The sequence below is a fragment of the Mesorhizobium sp. C395A genome (assembly GCF_030323205.1).
Lineage (GTDB): Bacteria > Pseudomonadota > Alphaproteobacteria > Rhizobiales > Rhizobiaceae > Mesorhizobium.
In genome coordinates this window covers 2,107,456-2,122,407 of the sequence record NZ_CP100473.1, presented here as the reverse complement: position 1 = coordinate 2,122,407, position 14,952 = coordinate 2,107,456, and the positions used below count along the sequence as shown (strand labels likewise).

The window sequence follows — 14,952 nt, the reverse complement described above, 5'->3', positions numbered from 1 at the left end:
TTACCTTAATCCAAGCGATTCGGCAGGCTTGGTTAAGAAACTATTGATTTTCAAACATTGTTGCGCAAATGTGCGGTGCAAGAACAAGGGCGATGCGGGCACGAGGGTAGACAGCCGCATCGCTTCGCCGAATACCCCATGATGCTCAGGTCCGCCGCATCTCCTGGGTCCGTGGGGTCGGCCGGCCGGCGCTGGCACATAGTGGCCTCCTCGTACCGCTGCCATACGCCGACCGGCCCCCTTTTTTGCCAAAAAATGAGATGAGCACTTCGCGCCAAACAGCGGAGGGTTCTGGCTTTTCGGGGCCTTGAATCAAAAACGCCGCCCGAAGGGGCGGCGCTTTTGACAGAGCGTATGAAAACCAGATTACTTGATCTTGGTTTCCTTGAACTCGACATGCTTCTTGGCGACCGGGTCGTATTTGCGGAACGACAGCTTGTCGGTCTTGGTACGGCTGTTCTTGCTGGTCACGTAGAAGAAACCGGTGTCGGCGGTCGACAGAAGCTTGATCTTGATGTTTGCGGCTTTGGCCATTGTATCAGTCCGTTATGTTCGTGGGGTTTTGGCCGCTGGAGCGGGGGAAAACACCCGGACGCGGGAAACTTGGCGCGACACATAAAGAACGTGCCCGGAAAGTCAAGCCCGGCGCGGCCGCCGTGTCGTAAGCACATGAGTTGTCCGGATTAGGTAGCACATGAGTTGTCCGGTTTTATCATCGGCCCGATGGAGGCTGAGGATGAGACGGACAGCATGGCTATAGGCCGGCGAATGCCGCGACGCTGCGAAGCGGCGCTGGTTCGGCAGGGTGGATTGGTCACCCGCGCCCAACTCTTCGCAGGCTCAGGGCATTCGAATCTCGAAAAACCACGCAATTGGCTTTTCGTCCGCTACGGACCGCTTCTCACCTCACAACGGAGAAGGTAAGGCCGGTGCTTCCCCTCAGCGGGGCCGGATTTCTAGGCTTCTTCCTTAACTGGAAGCGCTTTCTTCCAGTCCCCGGTGGTGTTCCACCAGCGATTCGGATTGGCGCGGTCGTCCAGGCCCTTGGAGCGGCTGGCGAGGATCGGCTGGATGCGGATCACCGGCTCCTGGTAGGAATGCGCCTGGAAAATCGCCTCGACGACGCAGGCGGCGAGCACCTGGTCGTCGGGCAACTCGAACGAGACCTCGACGGTGCCGGGGCGGCGGCGCAGTTCGGTTTCGACGCCGGCGGCTGCACCTTCCAGCGGTCGGTAGCGTTCGATGCCGTGCGCCGTTTGATAGGCGTTGCGGTCGTATTTGCCCATTGCCAGCGGCGCGATCGCGACCACGGCGTCCATGATGCGGTCGACATCGGCTGCCGGGGCCTGGAAGCTGACAAGCAGCAGAAGCGTCATGCGCAGAGATGTGGTTTCAAAGCCGCTGTCGATCATCGCCGTATCCTCAAACTCGGGTTTTTTGGGACACCCTTTTAGCTGAGGTCTCCTGACACGGTTCTGTCAGCAGCGGCGACATCCCGTCAGGATTGCGCAGGCTGGCGACGGACAGGCTACCAGATCTTGCGGACCAGCCTGGCGCTGACCAAGGCGATATAGGCGGCAAAGAACAGGCCGAGCGACCAGCCGAAGCCGGAGGGCCCGAAGGCATCCATGCCGATGCCGATCGCCTGCGGGCCAAGCACCATGCCGACGCCGTAGCAGAGCACGAAGGCGGCATTGGCCGAGGCCAGTTCATGGCCGGAGAGCTGCGAGCCCAGATGGGCAAGGCCGATCGTGTACATGGCGGCCACCACGCCGCCCCAGACGAACAGAAGCGCCGCCATCAGGTGCCAATTGCCGGCGAAGAACGGCATGAAGATGGTGCCGGCAAGTCCGACCGTGGCACAGGCCAAAAGCAGATAGCGGCGGTCTGAGACGCGGTCGCTGATCATGCCGATAGGGATCTGCAACAGCACGTTGCCGAGGCCGATCATGGTGAGCAGGAGGGCTGCATCCGCCTCGGAATAGCCGATGCGGTTGCCATAGACGGGGAACAGCGCAAAGCCGCCGGTCTCGACGGCGCCGAACACCAGCACGGCGGCGGTCGCTGTCGGCACCAGCCAGATGTAGCGCAGGAAGTTGCTGGTTTCGCCGTCAACCACGATTGTGGGACTTTCATTCCGTGCGGCCAGCACCGGGATTGCGGCCAGCGCGACCAGGACGATGATGACGCCAAACGGCAAGAAGCCGGTGCTGCCGATATGGGCGAAGATCCATGGCCCGGCGGCGAAGCCGAGCGACAGCACTGTGGCGTAGATGCCGAGCACCAGGCCGCGCCGGCGCGGCGGCGCCGAGGTGCTGATCCAGAATTCCGACAGGATGAACAGCACCGTCAGCGCGATGTGCAGCACGACGCGTAGTGGGAACCACATCCAGAAGTCCGGCGCGAAGTGGAAGCCGACAAAGGCGAGCGCGCCGGCGGCGATCATGGCGATCATCGTCCAGGCGACGCCGAAGCGCATCGCCAGCGGCGTGGCCAGCGGGGCGCCGGCGATCGAGGCGAGGCCGGCGACCGCGGTGTTGAGGCCGATCATCGATGCCGAGTGGCCGCGGCTCTCGAGAATAACGCTGAGCAGCGGCATGCCGAGGCCTATGGCGATGCCCACGACGCTGATCGACGAGATCGCGGCGATCATAGGTAGCCAATGTACGCGCTCGTCGCCCTCTTGCTGGGTATCGACCGTCATGTGATGCCTGAATACTCTGTTTGTTTGATATTGCGTAATTCCGGACGGAAAACCGCGTCACACTTTTCCTGGAATTGCTCTAAAGAATTTCGCGAACGAAGCGGTTGCGGAAAAGCCGGTAGAACGGCACGGACCCACCGGGTCGCAGGCGCGGATCGTCGGCAAGCCGCGTCTCCAGCTCCTGCAAGATCGTTCGGGTGATGTCGGGGATATCGGCCTCTCTGGCCTTGGCAAGCGGCAGCCAGACCAGTTCTTCCAGCTCATTGGTCGGGCCGCCACCCGGCAGTTCCACGGCGACATCGCTGCGCCAGGCGCTGAAGAAGCGGGTGTCGAAACGACGCACGCGATTGGGCGGGGTGATGGCGCGGGCGATGAAGCGCAGCGGCGCCAGCGAAGGCTGGACGCCGTGCTCGACAAAGCCCTGCCAGTCGCGTTTGTCGGTTGCGAACGAGCCTTTGCTGCCGATGAGCAGGCCGGCTTCCTCATAAGTCTCGCGGATGGCCGAGAGCGCGATGGCACGGGCCCGCGACGGGCTGATGCGGCCGACGCCGGCAGTCAGCCTGGCTTCTTCCTCCGGGAGCAATGGGGTGGCAACGGCAATGCGGCTGTCGGCCGAATCGGTGCGGCCGCCGGGAAAGACGAACTTGCCGGGCATGAAGGCGTGGCCTGCATGGCGCCGGCCCATCAGCACCAGAATCTCGTCGCCCTCGCGGTCGAGCAGGATCAGGGTGGCGGCATCGCGCGGGCGTATGGGCAGGCCGCTGTGGGCGGCCGCGCCACGGTCCATCCTGCTGACTTCCGCCTTGGTCATACCTTCCATGCGCAGGACCTAGCGGAAACTTCTGGCAAACGAAAGTGGCCTTTCACGGTCGGCATGTTGCGCCAGGCGACATTGCCCTGACGCAAACTAGGTTCCGGGATGCGGCTCGGTGCCGTCTTTTTCGCCGCCGAAGCCGTGCATATAGAGCGCCCATTGCAGTCCGATGACGGCGCCCTTGACCGGTTGCAGCAGAGCGACCGACAGCACGATGGTCAACGGCACCCAAATGGCGATGTGCTGCCACATGGAGAGCGTCGACGTCGCCTCGACGCCCATGAAGGCGCCGAGAACGATGTGGCCGACAATGACGATGACGAGATAAGCGGGCAAGTCGTCGGCACGGTGGTGGTGGAACTCCTCACCGCACACGGCGCATTTGTCGACGCTCTTGGTGAAGCCGGCGAACAACCTGCCTTCGCCGCAATGCGGGCAGCGGCCAAGGGCGCCGCGCTTCATCGCCGTCCACAGCGGGCGGGCGACTCGGCCCGAATGATGTTCGCCGCCGAAAACCTGCTTCTGGATTCCCATTTCGCTTGCCATTATCGTCTCCTGCCGCGCGACCCCGGGCGCGATTGCGACGCGCGGGCGCGGCCTTTTGCCTTGTGAAACGACCGTTTGGAGCCGGGCAGGGGCTTCGGGTCGGTCAGCATCTCGAAACGCATCGCGCCGGCCATAGGCGCCACCTCGATCAGGCGAACCTCGACGCGGTCGGCAAGCTGATAGCCCTTGCCGGTGCGTTCTCCGAACAGCGATCGCGCGGTTTCGTCATATATATAGTAATCGCCATCCAGACTTGACACCGGGATGAAGCCATCTGCGCCAAACTGCGGCAATTGGACAAATAGTCCCGATTTGGTGACGCCCGAAATGCGGGCGTCGAAGCGGTCGTCGATGCGCTCGGCGAGGTAGGCAGCGATCAGCCGGTCGACGGTGTCGCGCTCGGCCGCCATGGCGCGGCGCTCGGTGCCGGAGATCAGCACCGCGACGTCTTCCAGCCGCGTCTCTTCGTCCTGCGTCAGCCCGCCAGGGCCGAGCCCAAATGCGGCAATCAGCCCGCGATGCACGATCAGATCGGCATAGCGGCGGATCGGCGAGGTGAAATGCGCGTAACGCTTCAGGTTGAGGCCGAAATGGCCGATGTTCTTGGGCGAATATTCGGCCTGACTCTGCGAGCGCAGCACCACTTCGTTTACCAGCCCCTCATTGTCGGCGCCACGCACGCGCTCGAGAATCCCGTTGAACTGGGCGGGCCGCATCTGCGCGCCACGCGCCAGCGACAGGCCGAGCGTCTGCAGGAACTCGCGCAGCGATTCCTGCTTGGCCAGCGACGGCGCATCGTGGACGCGGTAGACCAGCGCCTGCTTCTTCGCTTCCAGCGTTTCGGCGGCGGCGACATTGGCCTGGATCATGAATTCTTCGATCAGCTTGTGGGCGTCGAGCCGCTCCGGGACGATGACGCGGTCGACGGTGCCGTCCGGCTTGAGCAGGATCTTGCGCTCCGGCAGATCAAGCTCGAGCGGCTGGCGGCCATCGCGGCCGCGCTTGAGGATGGCGTAGGCGTCCCACAGCGGCTTCAGCACCGTATCGAGGATCGGGCCGGTCTTGTCGTCAGGAAGGCCGTCTATCGCGGCCTGGGCCTGCGGATAGGCGAGCTTTGCCGCCGATTTCATCATGACGCGGTGGAAGGTGTGACGCAGCTTGCAGCCATCGGCGGCAAAAATCATGCGCACGGCAAGCGCGGGACGGTCCTGGCCTTCGCGCAGCGAGCACAGGTCGTTGGAGATGCGCTCTGGCAGCATCGGCACGACGCGGTCGGGGAAATAGACAGAATTGCCGCGTTTCAGCGCCTCGCGATCGAGTGCGGTGCCATAGCGGACATAGGCTGCAACATCGGCGATCGCCACCGTGGCGATCACGCCGCCGGGGTTCTTCTCGTCGAGGTCGGGCGTGGCGAAGACGGCGTCGTCATGGTCCTTGGCGTCGGCCGGGTCGATGGTCACCAGCGGCAGGTCGCGCCAGTCCTCGCGGTGAGCAAGCGTCGCCGGTTTTACCGCCTCGGATTCGGCGATGACGTCGGCCGGGAAGATATGCGGAATGTCGTGCGCGTGGATGGCGATCATCGAGACCGCCTTTTCGCTGGTCAGTGAGCCCAGCACCGCCAGCACTTTTGCGCGCGGCAAACCATACCGGGAGGCCCGCGCGGGCTCGACCTCGACAAGGTCGCCGTTCCTGGCGCCGTTCTGGAATTCCTTGTCGACGATCAGTTCGGGCTGGCGACGTTCGACCGGCTCGATGCGGAAGGTGCCGTCCTGAAGGATGCGAAACACGCCGAGCACGGCATCGGTGCGCTTCTCGAAAATCTTCATCACGCGGCCGGTATAGGCAGGCCCGGTCGCATCGTCGGTCGGGAAGGTCTTGGCCAGCACACGGTCGCCGATGCCCGGCTGCGGGCCATTGCCGCCGCGCGAGACGCGGATCGAGACGACGGGCGGTTCGCCGGTGCCTACGGGCTCGGCAGGATGCGCCAGCAGGATGCCGTCGCCGTCGCGGCCAAAAATGTCGAGTACGGCGACATGCGACAAGGCGCCGACACGGGCCAGCCGCTTGCGCTCCTTGGTCAGGATGCCTTCGTCCTGCAGGTCGCGCAGGATGTCCTTCAGCCAGATGCGGTCGTCGCCGCGCAAGGCAAACGCCTTGGCGATGTCGCGTTTTCCCGCGCGGTCGGGGTTCTCGGCGATGTAGCGCAGGATTTCGTCACGCGAAGGCCTGTAGTCGTCCTTGACCTTGGCCCTCGTGTCGGCGGTGCGCGGATCGCCGTGGCTTCTACCGGTGATCCTGCGCGCCACGCTGCTATCCCTTTTTCTTCGCCGCCGGCTTCTTGGTCGCCGATTTCTTGGCTGTGGTTTTCTTGCCAGTGGTTGTTTTGGCAGTGGTTTTCTTGGCTGTGGGGGCCTTGGCGGCTGCCGCCTTGCGGAACGGCTTCTTGCCGCCGCCCTTGGCTTCCTTCTCGGCAATCAGCGCCACCGCGTCCTCGACGGTCACCGACTGCGGATCCTTGCCCTTGGGCAGTGTCGCGTTGACCTTGCCGTAGTTGACATAGGGCCCGTATTTGCCATCGCGCACGACGATCTTGCCGCCGCCATCGGGATGGTCGCCGAGTTCCTTCAGCGCCGCCGCGGTGCCGCCATTGCGGCCGCCCTTGCCCTTCAGCTGCTTCTCGGCGATCACGGTGACAGCGCGGTTGAGGCCGATCGAGAACACATCCTCTATGCTGTCGACATTGGCATAGGTGCCATCATGCAAAACGAATGGACCATAGCGGCCAAGCCCGGCGGAGATCATCTTGCCGGATTCAGGATGCTTGCCGATATCGCGCGGCAGCGACAGCAGCGCCAAGGCCTTTTCATGGTCGATCGAGTCGGGCGTCCAGCCCTTGGGCAGGCTGGAGCGCTTGGCTTCCTTGCCGTCGCCGCGCTGGATATAAGGACCGAAGCGGCCTGAGCGCAGCGTGATTTCCTCTGCCGTGTAGGGATCGTTGCCGAGGACCTTGGTGCCGTCCTCGCCGCCGCCATTCTCGCCATTCGGGTTGGCGGCGTCGCCGAGCTGGCGGGTAAAGGAACATTCCGGATAGTTGGAGCAGCCGACGAAGGCGCCGAACTTGCCGAGTTTCAGCGACAGATTGCCGGAGCCGCATTTCGGGCAGATGCGGGGATTCGAGCCATCCTCCCGCGCGGGGAACACCAGCGGCGCCAGTTCCTCGTTCAGCGCATCGAGCACGTCGGTGACGCGCAGTTCCTTGATGTCGGCGACCGCGCCGGAAAAGTCTTTCCAGAAGTCGCGCAGCACGTCCTTCCAGGCGAGCTTGCCGTCGGAAATCTCGTCAAGCTTTTCCTCGAGTGAGGCCGTGAAGTCATATTCGACATAACGCTCGAAGAAGCTTTCGAGGAAAGCCGACAGCAGCCGGCCCTTGGCCTGCGGCACCAGCCGGCGCTTGTCGATGCTGACGTAGTCACGGTCTTCCAACGTCTTCAGGATCGCGGTGTAGGTCGACGGACGGCCGATGCCGAGCTCTTCCAGCTTCTTGATCAGCGACGCCTCGGAGTAGCGCGGCGGCGGCTCGGTGGTGTGCTGGGTGGCATTGATCGCCTGACGGGCCAGCTGCTCGCCGGCACGGATCTCGGGCAGACGACGGTTTTCCTCGTCTTCGGCGTCGTCGTCCTTCTGGTCGGTGTAGGCGGCGATGAAGCCGTCGAAGCGAACGACGGAACCGACGGCGCGAAGCTCCGCGGTGCGAGCGCCATTGACCGCCTCGATTTCGACCGTGGTACGCTCGATCTCGGCCGACTGCATCTGGCTGGCGATGGCGCGCTTCCAGATCAATTCGTAAAGCCGCAGCTGGTCGGAATCGAGATACTGCCTGACCGAAGCCGGCGTGCGCATGAAATCGGTCGGGCGGACCGCCTCGTGCGCTTCCTGGGCATTCTTGGCCTTGGCTGTGTACTGGCGCGGCTTTTCCGGGAGGTATCTTGGGCCGAATTCCTTGGCGATGGTGTCGCGGGCGGCGTCGATCGCCTCCGGCGCCATCTGCACGCCGTCGGTTCGCATATAGGTGATCAGGCCGGTGGTCTCGCCGCCGATCTCCATGCCTTCATAGAGGCGCTGCGCCACCTGCATGGTGCGCGTCGCCGAAAAGCCGAGGCCCGACGATGCCGCCTGCTGCAGCGTCGAAGTGGTGAAGGGCGGGCCAGGATTGCGCCTTGTCGGTTTGGCTTCCACCGACAGAGCCTTGAAGGTCGCGCCTTCGAGCATGCCCTTGATATCGTCGGCCTGCGCCTTGCTGGCGATGTCGAGCTTCTGCAGCTTCTTGCGCTCGAACGCGGTCAGCCGCGCCTCGAAGCTGTCGTTACGTGGCGTGCCGAGGAGGGCAGCGATCTGCCAGTATTCCTCGCGGATGAAGCGCTCGATCTCGGATTCGCGGTCGCAGACCAGGCGCAGCGCCACCGACTGGACGCGGCCGGCCGAACGGGCGCCCGGCAATTTGCGCCACAGCACCGGCGACAGCGTGAAGCCGACGAGATAATCGAGTGCGCGGCGAGCCAGATAGGCATCGACCAATGGTGCATCGATCTGGCGCGGATTGGCCATCGCTTCCAGCACCGACGACTTGGTTATGGCATTGAAGACGACGCGGCTGACCGGCTTGTCCTTCAACACGCGCTTCTGCTTGAGCACCTCCAGCACGTGCCAGGAAATGGCTTCGCCCTCGCGATCCGGATCCGTGGCGAGGATCAGGCCATCGGCATCCTTGACCGCGTTGGCGATGTCGGTGAGACGCTTTCCGGACGCGGTGTCGACCGCCCAGGACATGGCGAAATCCTCGTCGGGACGCACCGAACCATCCTTGGCCGGCAGATCGCGGACATGGCCGAACGAGGCCAGAACCTTGAAGTTCTTGCCGAGATACTTGTTGATTGTCTTTGCCTTGGCCGGCGATTCGACGACGACGACGTCCATGAGGTCTCATATCAGCTGTGGGGCGGCAGAAGAATTCCGCTGCGTGACGCATTCAATTGGTCGCTCACATGGCCGCGCTTTTGCGATCGGTCAAGGGCAAGCGGCCAAAATGCGGAGGCGTGTGCCGCAATACACTCTTAGAGTGTATGGAGAAGATCACAAAATTTCTGTCTGGGACGGTTCGTGTTTCGAGCCACCGGGAAAGGCGCCGCGACTAGTTCGTGCTGCGCGTAAATGCCGAACTGGTCGCCGGGTCGCTTGGAGCCGGCGGCCAGCCGAGTCCCGCCGATGGGGTGCGGGATAGAGGTTCGGACGATCAGTCGGCCTTGACGATGTGCCAGACTTCGCCGACGCCGTCGCCGGTGATGTCACCGGCCTTCTTGTCCTTGATGAAGGTGTAGACCGGCTTGCCGTCATAGGCCCACATCTTGGTGCCGTCGGTGCGGTCGACGATGGTCCATTCGTCGTCCGCCTTGGCGCCGTCCTCGGCCTTCAGCGGCGGCCAGTTGGTGGCGCATTTGTCGTAGCAGTTGGTCTTGCCCTTCTCGTCCTTGTCATAGGTATAGAGCGTCATGCCATTGGCATCGGTGTAGATCTTGGTGCCACCGACATCGGCTTCCTTCCACGCTTCGGCGGCGAAGGATGCGGCGGTGCTGAGCAGAAGGGCGGCCAGGCCGACAGTGATGCTTTTCATGGAAATCTCCCTGGTGATCCGACGAAGCGCGCAGAAATCGCGGCTTCGCTGTGTGAACGCTCGGCGAGGGGCATTTCTTCCCCGACTTGGTCAACTTGGGATTGGTCGGTAACAATTCGTCCGGCCGGACCGTATGTGTAGCCAAATGCCACACGATGGTGATTGGCGAACACGGTTTTGCACCGCTATACCGGCGCCAAGGAATCTGGAGTTCTGGAATGCCATTGGACATCGGCTATGTCAGCGCGGTCGGAGCGGGGGCGATCTCGTTCCTGTCGCCTTGCGTGCTGCCGCTGGTGCCTCCCTATCTCTGCTACATGGCCGGCGTGTCGGTCGACGATTTTCGCGGTGACGATGCCGGCGTCACGGCCAAGGCCGGCGCCCGCGGCGCGCTCATCTATTCCTCGCTCGCCTTCGTACTCGGTTTCTCCACCGTGTTCGTGGCGCTTGGCGCCGGCGCCTCGACCATCGGCCACTGGCTGCGCGTCTGGCAGGAGCCGCTGGCGATGGCGGCCGGGGTGCTGATCATCCTGATGGGGCTGAATTTCCTCGGCATCCTGCGCATACCACTTCTGTCGCGCGAGGCGCGCTTTCAGTCGCAGGGCAAGCCTGCCAGCATGGTCGCCGCCTATGTCATGGGGCTGGCCTTCGCCTTTGGCTGGACGCCGTGCATCGGCCCGGTGCTGGGGCCGATCCTGACCTTGGCCGGCGGCCGCGAGACGGTGGGCGAGGGGGCGCTGCTGCTCGCCGCCTATTCGCTTGGCCTCGGCATTCCGTTCCTGATCGCTGCCCTGTTCTCCGGCGCCTTCATGCGCTTCCTCGGCAGGTTCCGCGTCCATCTCGGTCGCGTCGAAAAGGCGATCGGCGCGCTGCTGGTCGTCGCCGGGGTGTTCTTTCTCACCGGCGGCGTGCAGACGGTGTCCTACTGGCTGCTGGAGAATTTTCCGGTGCTGGGCCGGCTGGGGTAGGGCTGGGCTTGACCCTAGGAATATCCGCTTCTGTGCACTTCAAATCGCCGTCCGATCTTCTCCGGAATGACTACCTCCTGGCCATCCGAGTCGATCCACGCACCATTTACAACTAAGCATTCTCCCATTGGGGCGGACGATCCATGTCCGTCCCACCCTGGGATGTTAAGATCGTGTTTGGGTGCGGTAGAGACCAACTCGTATCGCCATATCCTTGCCGATGTTGCGTCGATGGAGTTGTCGATTGACCAATTTTTATGCGCAATCGGTAGCGATTCCTTCTTATAGGCATCAAGCAACTGCAATCTGAGAGCCGCGATCAACACGCAGTTTGCCGCCTGTCCAAGATCAGGATGAACTAGATACTGAGCTCGCAAACCCGTGGGGCTATTAAAGAAAATGTCAAAGGTCGTTGGCTTAACCCGCAAACAAAACCCAGCGCGATGACACCCGAATAATTCGGCTCGGTTCCCGGGCCTTACAGACGCATCTATCTTTCTTGAAGCGGCTTCCTTGCATATTCGCTCTACAATCTCGTCAAAAGCAGGCGAATTCTCCAACTCAAATCGCCGCCGTTTGTCGAAATCGGACCGAAAGGCCCAACTGACAGCTCGCGGGAACGAAATCTGGGTATTCATCCCCAAAGCACTTTCTGTCTCCTGCGGATGACCATACTTACCTGACGACCGCCAAGGGTCTTTGTTAGGTTTCTACCGAAATTCAGCCGCATTGGACCGCGATGCCTCCGGTGCTAAGACTGCAACGAATCTCGGTCCTCGGAAACTCCCAACATGCAAACCAGATCCTGCTTGTCCGTCATTCTCGCCGCCGGTGAAGGCACGCGCATGAAGAGCGCGATGCCGAAGGTGCTGCACCAGATCGCCGGACTGCCGATGGTCGCCCATGTGGTGAAAGCGGCCGAGGCAGCCGGTGCTGCCAGCCAGGCGCTGGTGATCGGCCATGGCGCCGATGATATGCGCAAGGCGGCCGCGAAGTTCGCGCCCAAGGCCGAGACCTTCGTGCAGGAGAAGCGGCTCGGCACTGCGCATGCCGTGCTGGCTGCGGGCGATGCGATATCAAAGGGTTATGACGATATTCTCGTGATGTTCGGCGACACGCCGCTGATCGACGCTGAAGCCCTGGTGACCGCGCGGCAAAAGCTTGCCGATGGCGCGGCTGTTGTGGTGATCGGCTTCCGCCCGCCCAGCCCGACCGGCTATGGCCGGCTGATCGAAAAGGGCGGCAAGCTCACCGCCATCCGCGAGGAGAAGGACTGCTCCGCCGAGGAAAAGAAGATCGGCTTCTGTAATGCCGGCATGATGGCGGTGGCGGGCAAGCATGCGCTCGACCTGCTCGACCAGGTTGGCAACAAGAACGCCAAGGGCGAGTTCTATCTCACCGACATCGTCGAGATCGCCAGTGCGAAAGGGCTCGATGTCGTTGCCACCGAAACCAGCTTCGAGAGTGCGCTCGGCATCAACAACCGAGCCGAACTGGCGCAGGCCGAAGGCATCTGGCAGGTGCGCCGGCGCTACGAGGCCATGCGGTCGGGCGTAACGCTGATCGCGCCGGAAACCGTGTATTTCTCGCATGACACCGAAATCGGCGCCGATACGATCGTCGAGCCCAATGTCTGGTTCGGACCGGGCGTGAAAATTGCAACCGGCGCCAAGATCCACGCTTTCAGCCACATCGAAGGCGCCACCATTGCCTCCAACTGCGTTGTCGGGCCGTTCGCGCGGCTGCGGCCGGGTGCCGATCTTCGCAACAAGGCGAAGGTCGGCAATTTCTGCGAGGTCAAGCAGGCGGTCATCGAGGAAGGCGCCAAGGTCAATCATCTGACTTATATCGGCGATGCCCGTGTGGGCGCGGGGGCCAATATCGGCGCCGGCACCATTACCTGCAACTATGACGGCTACTCGAAGTTTTTCACCGACATCGGCGAGGGCGCCTTCATCGGTTCGAACTCGTCGCTGGTGGCGCCGGTTACGATCGGCAAGGGCGGCTACATCGCCTCGGGTAGCGTCATAACCGAAAGCGTGCCGGACGATGCGCTGGCCTTCGGCCGCGCCCGCCAGAAGACCATTCCCGGCAAGGGCAAGGAATTGCGCGAGCGCTTCGCGTCTGCCGCAGCGGCGAAGAAAAAGGCCGGCACCGACCATTAACCGCCGAAGCAATTGAACAACCGAGGAATTGCGGTAACCGGATTGCAAGAGCGGTGTGTCATAGTGCATCGGGTTGAGAAGCGTTCCGTTACAGCAGACGAAACGCAAAGTGACTTTCGCGGCGGGCCGGCAATCCCTAGATAGCGCTGGTTTTCCATCGGGACTGGTTTTCCAGCGGGAATTGGGGGCAGGCATATGTGCGGTATCGTCGGAATTGTCGGCCAGAGCCAGGTCGCGCCGCTCATCGTCGATGCGCTGAAGCGGCTGGAATATCGCGGCTATGACTCGGCCGGTGTCGCCACGGTCGAGCATGGCCGGCTTGGCCGCCGCCGCGCCGAAGGCAAGCTGATCAACCTCGAACGCCGGCTGAAGGACGAGCCGCTCAATGGCACGATCGGCATCGGCCACACGCGCTGGGCCACGCATGGCGTGCCCAACGAGACCAACGCCCATCCGCATTTTTCCGACGGCGTCGCCATCGTCCACAACGGCATCATCGAGAATTTCGCCGAACTGCGCGACGAACTGATCCGCGACGGCTATTCCTTCTCGTCACAGACCGACACCGAGGTCGTGGCGCACCTGGTGGCGCGCGAACTCGCCAAAGGGTTGAAGCCGATCGAGGCGGCGCATCAGGCGCTGAAGCGACTGGAAGGCGCCTTTGCTCTGGCCATCATGTTCACCGGCGACGAGGACCTCATCGTCGGCGCCCGCAATGGCCCTCCGCTGGCCGTCGGCCATGGCGATGGCGAGATGTTTCTGGGCTCCGACGCCATCGCGCTGGCGCCCTTCACCAATTCCATCACCTACCTTGAAGACGGCGACTGGGCGGTGGTGCGCCGCGATGGCGTCACCATCTTCGACATCGACGGCAAAGAGGTTGCCCGCAAGCGCCAGCAATCACTATCGACCAGTTTCATGGTCGATAAGGGCAACCGCCGCCATTTCATGGAAAAGGAAATCCATGAACAGCCCGAGGTGATCTCGCATACGCTGGCGCACTATGTCGATTTCGTCTCTGGCGTGTCGAAGCCGCTGGAACTGCCGTTCGACTTTGCCAAGATCGGCCGGCTGGCGATCTCGGCCTGCGGCACCGCCTATCTCGCGGGGTTGATCAGCAAATACTGGTTCGAGCGCTATGCGCGGCTGCCGGTCGACATCGATGTCGCCTCGGAGTTCCGCTACCGCGAAATGCCGCTATCGGCTGATGACGCGGCCTTCTTCATCTCGCAGTCGGGCGAAACCGCCGACACGCTGGCGTCGCTGCGCTATTGCCGCAAGGCGGGCATGAAGATCGGCGCCATCGTCAATGTGCGCGAATCGACCATGGCGCGCGAATCCGACGTCGTGCTGCCGACGTTGGCCGGGCCGGAGATCGGCGTCGCCTCGACCAAGGCTTTCACCTGCCAGCTTTCGGTGCTGGCCTCGCTGGCGGTGCGTGCGGGTGTGGCGCGCGGCACGATCTCGAAGGATGAGGAAAAGACGCTGGTGCGCGCTCTTTCGGAGGCGCCTCGCTACGCCAACCAGGTACTGAAGCTCGAAGAGCAGATCGAGCGCATCGCGCGCGAAATCTCGCGCTACAAGGACGTGCTCTATCTCGGACGCGACACCAATTTCCCGCTGGCCATGGAAGGCGCGCTGAAACTCAAGGAAATCTCCTACATCCATGCCGAGGGTTATGCCGCGGGCGAACTGAAGCACGGGCCGATCGCGCTGATCGACGAGAACATGCCGGTCATCGTCATCGCGCCGCATGATCGCATCTTCGAAAAAACCGTGTCGAACATGCAGGAAGTGGCGGCGCGCGGCGGCAAGATCATCCTGATCACCGACGCCAAGGGCGCGGCGCAGGTCAGCGTCAAGACGATGGAGACGATCATCCTGCCCGACGTGCCGGAAATCATCTCGCCGATCATCTATGCGCTGCCGATCCAGATGCTGGCCTACTACGCCGCCGTGTTCATGGGGACGGACGTCGACCAGCCGCGCAACCTGGCGAAATCGGTGACGGTGGAGTAGTCGGCGCTCATCGGGGGTCTAAAAAACTTCGCAGTTCCAAAGCGCCGTCCGCTTCACTAGTGTGGCGC

At 62.8% G+C, this 14,952-nt stretch carries 11 protein-coding genes; 3 read left to right on the top strand and 8 right to left on the bottom strand.

Going from position 1 to position 14,952, the window contains the following annotated elements:
• Nucleotides 1-366 precede the first annotated feature (366 nt).
• From rpmG to NLY37_RS10545, 8 genes are all read right to left on the bottom strand, one after another.
• Nucleotides 367-534, bottom strand: a complete 168-nt coding sequence (rpmG, locus tag NLY37_RS10580; protein WP_006201775.1) for a 50S ribosomal protein L33 — start codon at nt 532-534, stop codon at nt 367-369.
• A 422-nt stretch (nt 535-956) separates the two neighbouring features.
• On the bottom strand, nt 957-1,412 hold the full coding sequence (locus tag NLY37_RS10575) for a YqfO family protein (RefSeq protein ID WP_023741456.1): 456 nt from the start codon (nt 1,410-1,412) through the stop codon (nt 957-959).
• A gap of 116 nt (nt 1,413-1,528) precedes the next feature.
• Nucleotides 1,529-2,704 (bottom strand): MFS transporter, encoded by a 1,176-nt coding sequence (locus tag NLY37_RS10570; RefSeq protein ID WP_023681570.1) that lies wholly within the window; start codon nt 2,702-2,704, stop codon nt 1,529-1,531.
• Between the two features lie 79 nt (nt 2,705-2,783).
• On the bottom strand, nt 2,784-3,524 hold the full coding sequence (locus NLY37_RS10565) for an NUDIX hydrolase (RefSeq protein WP_023741455.1): 741 nt from the start codon (nt 3,522-3,524) through the stop codon (nt 2,784-2,786).
• A gap of 87 nt (nt 3,525-3,611) precedes the next feature.
• Nucleotides 3,612-4,064, bottom strand: coding sequence for a DUF983 domain-containing protein (locus NLY37_RS10560; RefSeq protein WP_031194788.1), 453 nt, complete (start codon nt 4,062-4,064; stop codon nt 3,612-3,614).
• Nucleotides 4,064-6,370: a ribonuclease R gene (gene rnr, locus NLY37_RS10555; protein ID WP_023741454.1), complete on the bottom strand. Its 2,307-nt coding sequence runs from the start codon at nt 6,368-6,370 to the stop codon at nt 4,064-4,066. Before rnr ends, NLY37_RS10560 begins: the two co-directional genes overlap by 1 nt.
• Before the next feature lie 4 nt (nt 6,371-6,374).
• A complete protein-coding gene (topA, locus tag NLY37_RS10550) occupies nt 6,375-9,038 on the bottom strand; it encodes a type I DNA topoisomerase (RefSeq protein ID WP_023741453.1) in 2,664 nt (887 codons plus the stop codon).
• Between the two features lie 316 nt (nt 9,039-9,354).
• The gene (locus NLY37_RS10545) at nt 9,355-9,732 is read right to left on the bottom strand and encodes a COG4315 family predicted lipoprotein (protein ID WP_023704549.1); all 378 of its coding nucleotides are present in this window, start codon (nt 9,730-9,732) and stop codon (nt 9,355-9,357) included.
• A gap of 218 nt (nt 9,733-9,950) precedes the next feature.
• Between NLY37_RS10545 and NLY37_RS10540 the strand changes: the two genes are divergently transcribed.
• From NLY37_RS10540 to glmS, 3 genes are all read left to right on the top strand, one after another.
• Nucleotides 9,951-10,700 (top strand): cytochrome c biogenesis CcdA family protein, encoded by a 750-nt coding sequence (locus tag NLY37_RS10540; protein WP_023710621.1) that lies wholly within the window; start codon nt 9,951-9,953, stop codon nt 10,698-10,700.
• 791 nt (nt 10,701-11,491) lie between these two features.
• Nucleotides 11,492-12,865: a bifunctional UDP-N-acetylglucosamine diphosphorylase/glucosamine-1-phosphate N-acetyltransferase GlmU gene (glmU, locus tag NLY37_RS10535; protein ID WP_023710620.1), complete on the top strand. Its 1,374-nt coding sequence runs from the start codon at nt 11,492-11,494 to the stop codon at nt 12,863-12,865.
• Nucleotides 12,866-13,060: 195 nt separating this feature from the next.
• Nucleotides 13,061-14,884 carry a glutamine--fructose-6-phosphate transaminase (isomerizing) gene (gene glmS / locus NLY37_RS10530; protein WP_023729847.1) on the top strand — a complete coding sequence of 608 codons (1,824 nt, stop codon included), beginning with the start codon at nt 13,061-13,063 and terminating at the stop codon, nt 14,882-14,884.
• Nucleotides 14,885-14,952: the final 68 nt, after the last annotated feature.

Bases quoted from the DNA above. Each gene is read 5' to 3' on its own strand.
- rpmG (WP_006201775.1), bottom strand. From the start codon at position 534: ATGGCCAAAGCCGCAAACATCAAGATCAAGCTTCTGTCGACCGCCGAC.
- NLY37_RS10575 (WP_023741456.1), bottom strand. From the start codon at position 1,412: ATGATCGACAGCGGCTTTGAAACCACATCTCTGCGCATGACGCTTCTG.
- NLY37_RS10570 (WP_023681570.1), bottom strand. From the start codon at position 2,704: ATGACGGTCGATACCCAGCAAGAGGGCGACGAGCGCGTACATTGGCTA.
- NLY37_RS10565 (WP_023741455.1), bottom strand. From the start codon at position 3,524: ATGGAAGGTATGACCAAGGCGGAAGTCAGCAGGATGGACCGTGGCGCG.
- NLY37_RS10560 (WP_031194788.1), bottom strand. From the start codon at position 4,064: ATGGCAAGCGAAATGGGAATCCAGAAGCAGGTTTTCGGCGGCGAACAT.
- topA (WP_023741453.1), bottom strand. From the start codon at position 9,038: ATGGACGTCGTCGTCGTCGAATCGCCGGCCAAGGCAAAGACAATCAAC.
- NLY37_RS10545 (WP_023704549.1), bottom strand. From the start codon at position 9,732: ATGAAAAGCATCACTGTCGGCCTGGCCGCCCTTCTGCTCAGCACCGCC.
- NLY37_RS10540 (WP_023710621.1), top strand. From the start codon at position 9,951: ATGCCATTGGACATCGGCTATGTCAGCGCGGTCGGAGCGGGGGCGATC.
- glmU (WP_023710620.1), top strand. From the start codon at position 11,492: ATGCAAACCAGATCCTGCTTGTCCGTCATTCTCGCCGCCGGTGAAGGC.
- glmS (WP_023729847.1), top strand. From the start codon at position 13,061: ATGTGCGGTATCGTCGGAATTGTCGGCCAGAGCCAGGTCGCGCCGCTC.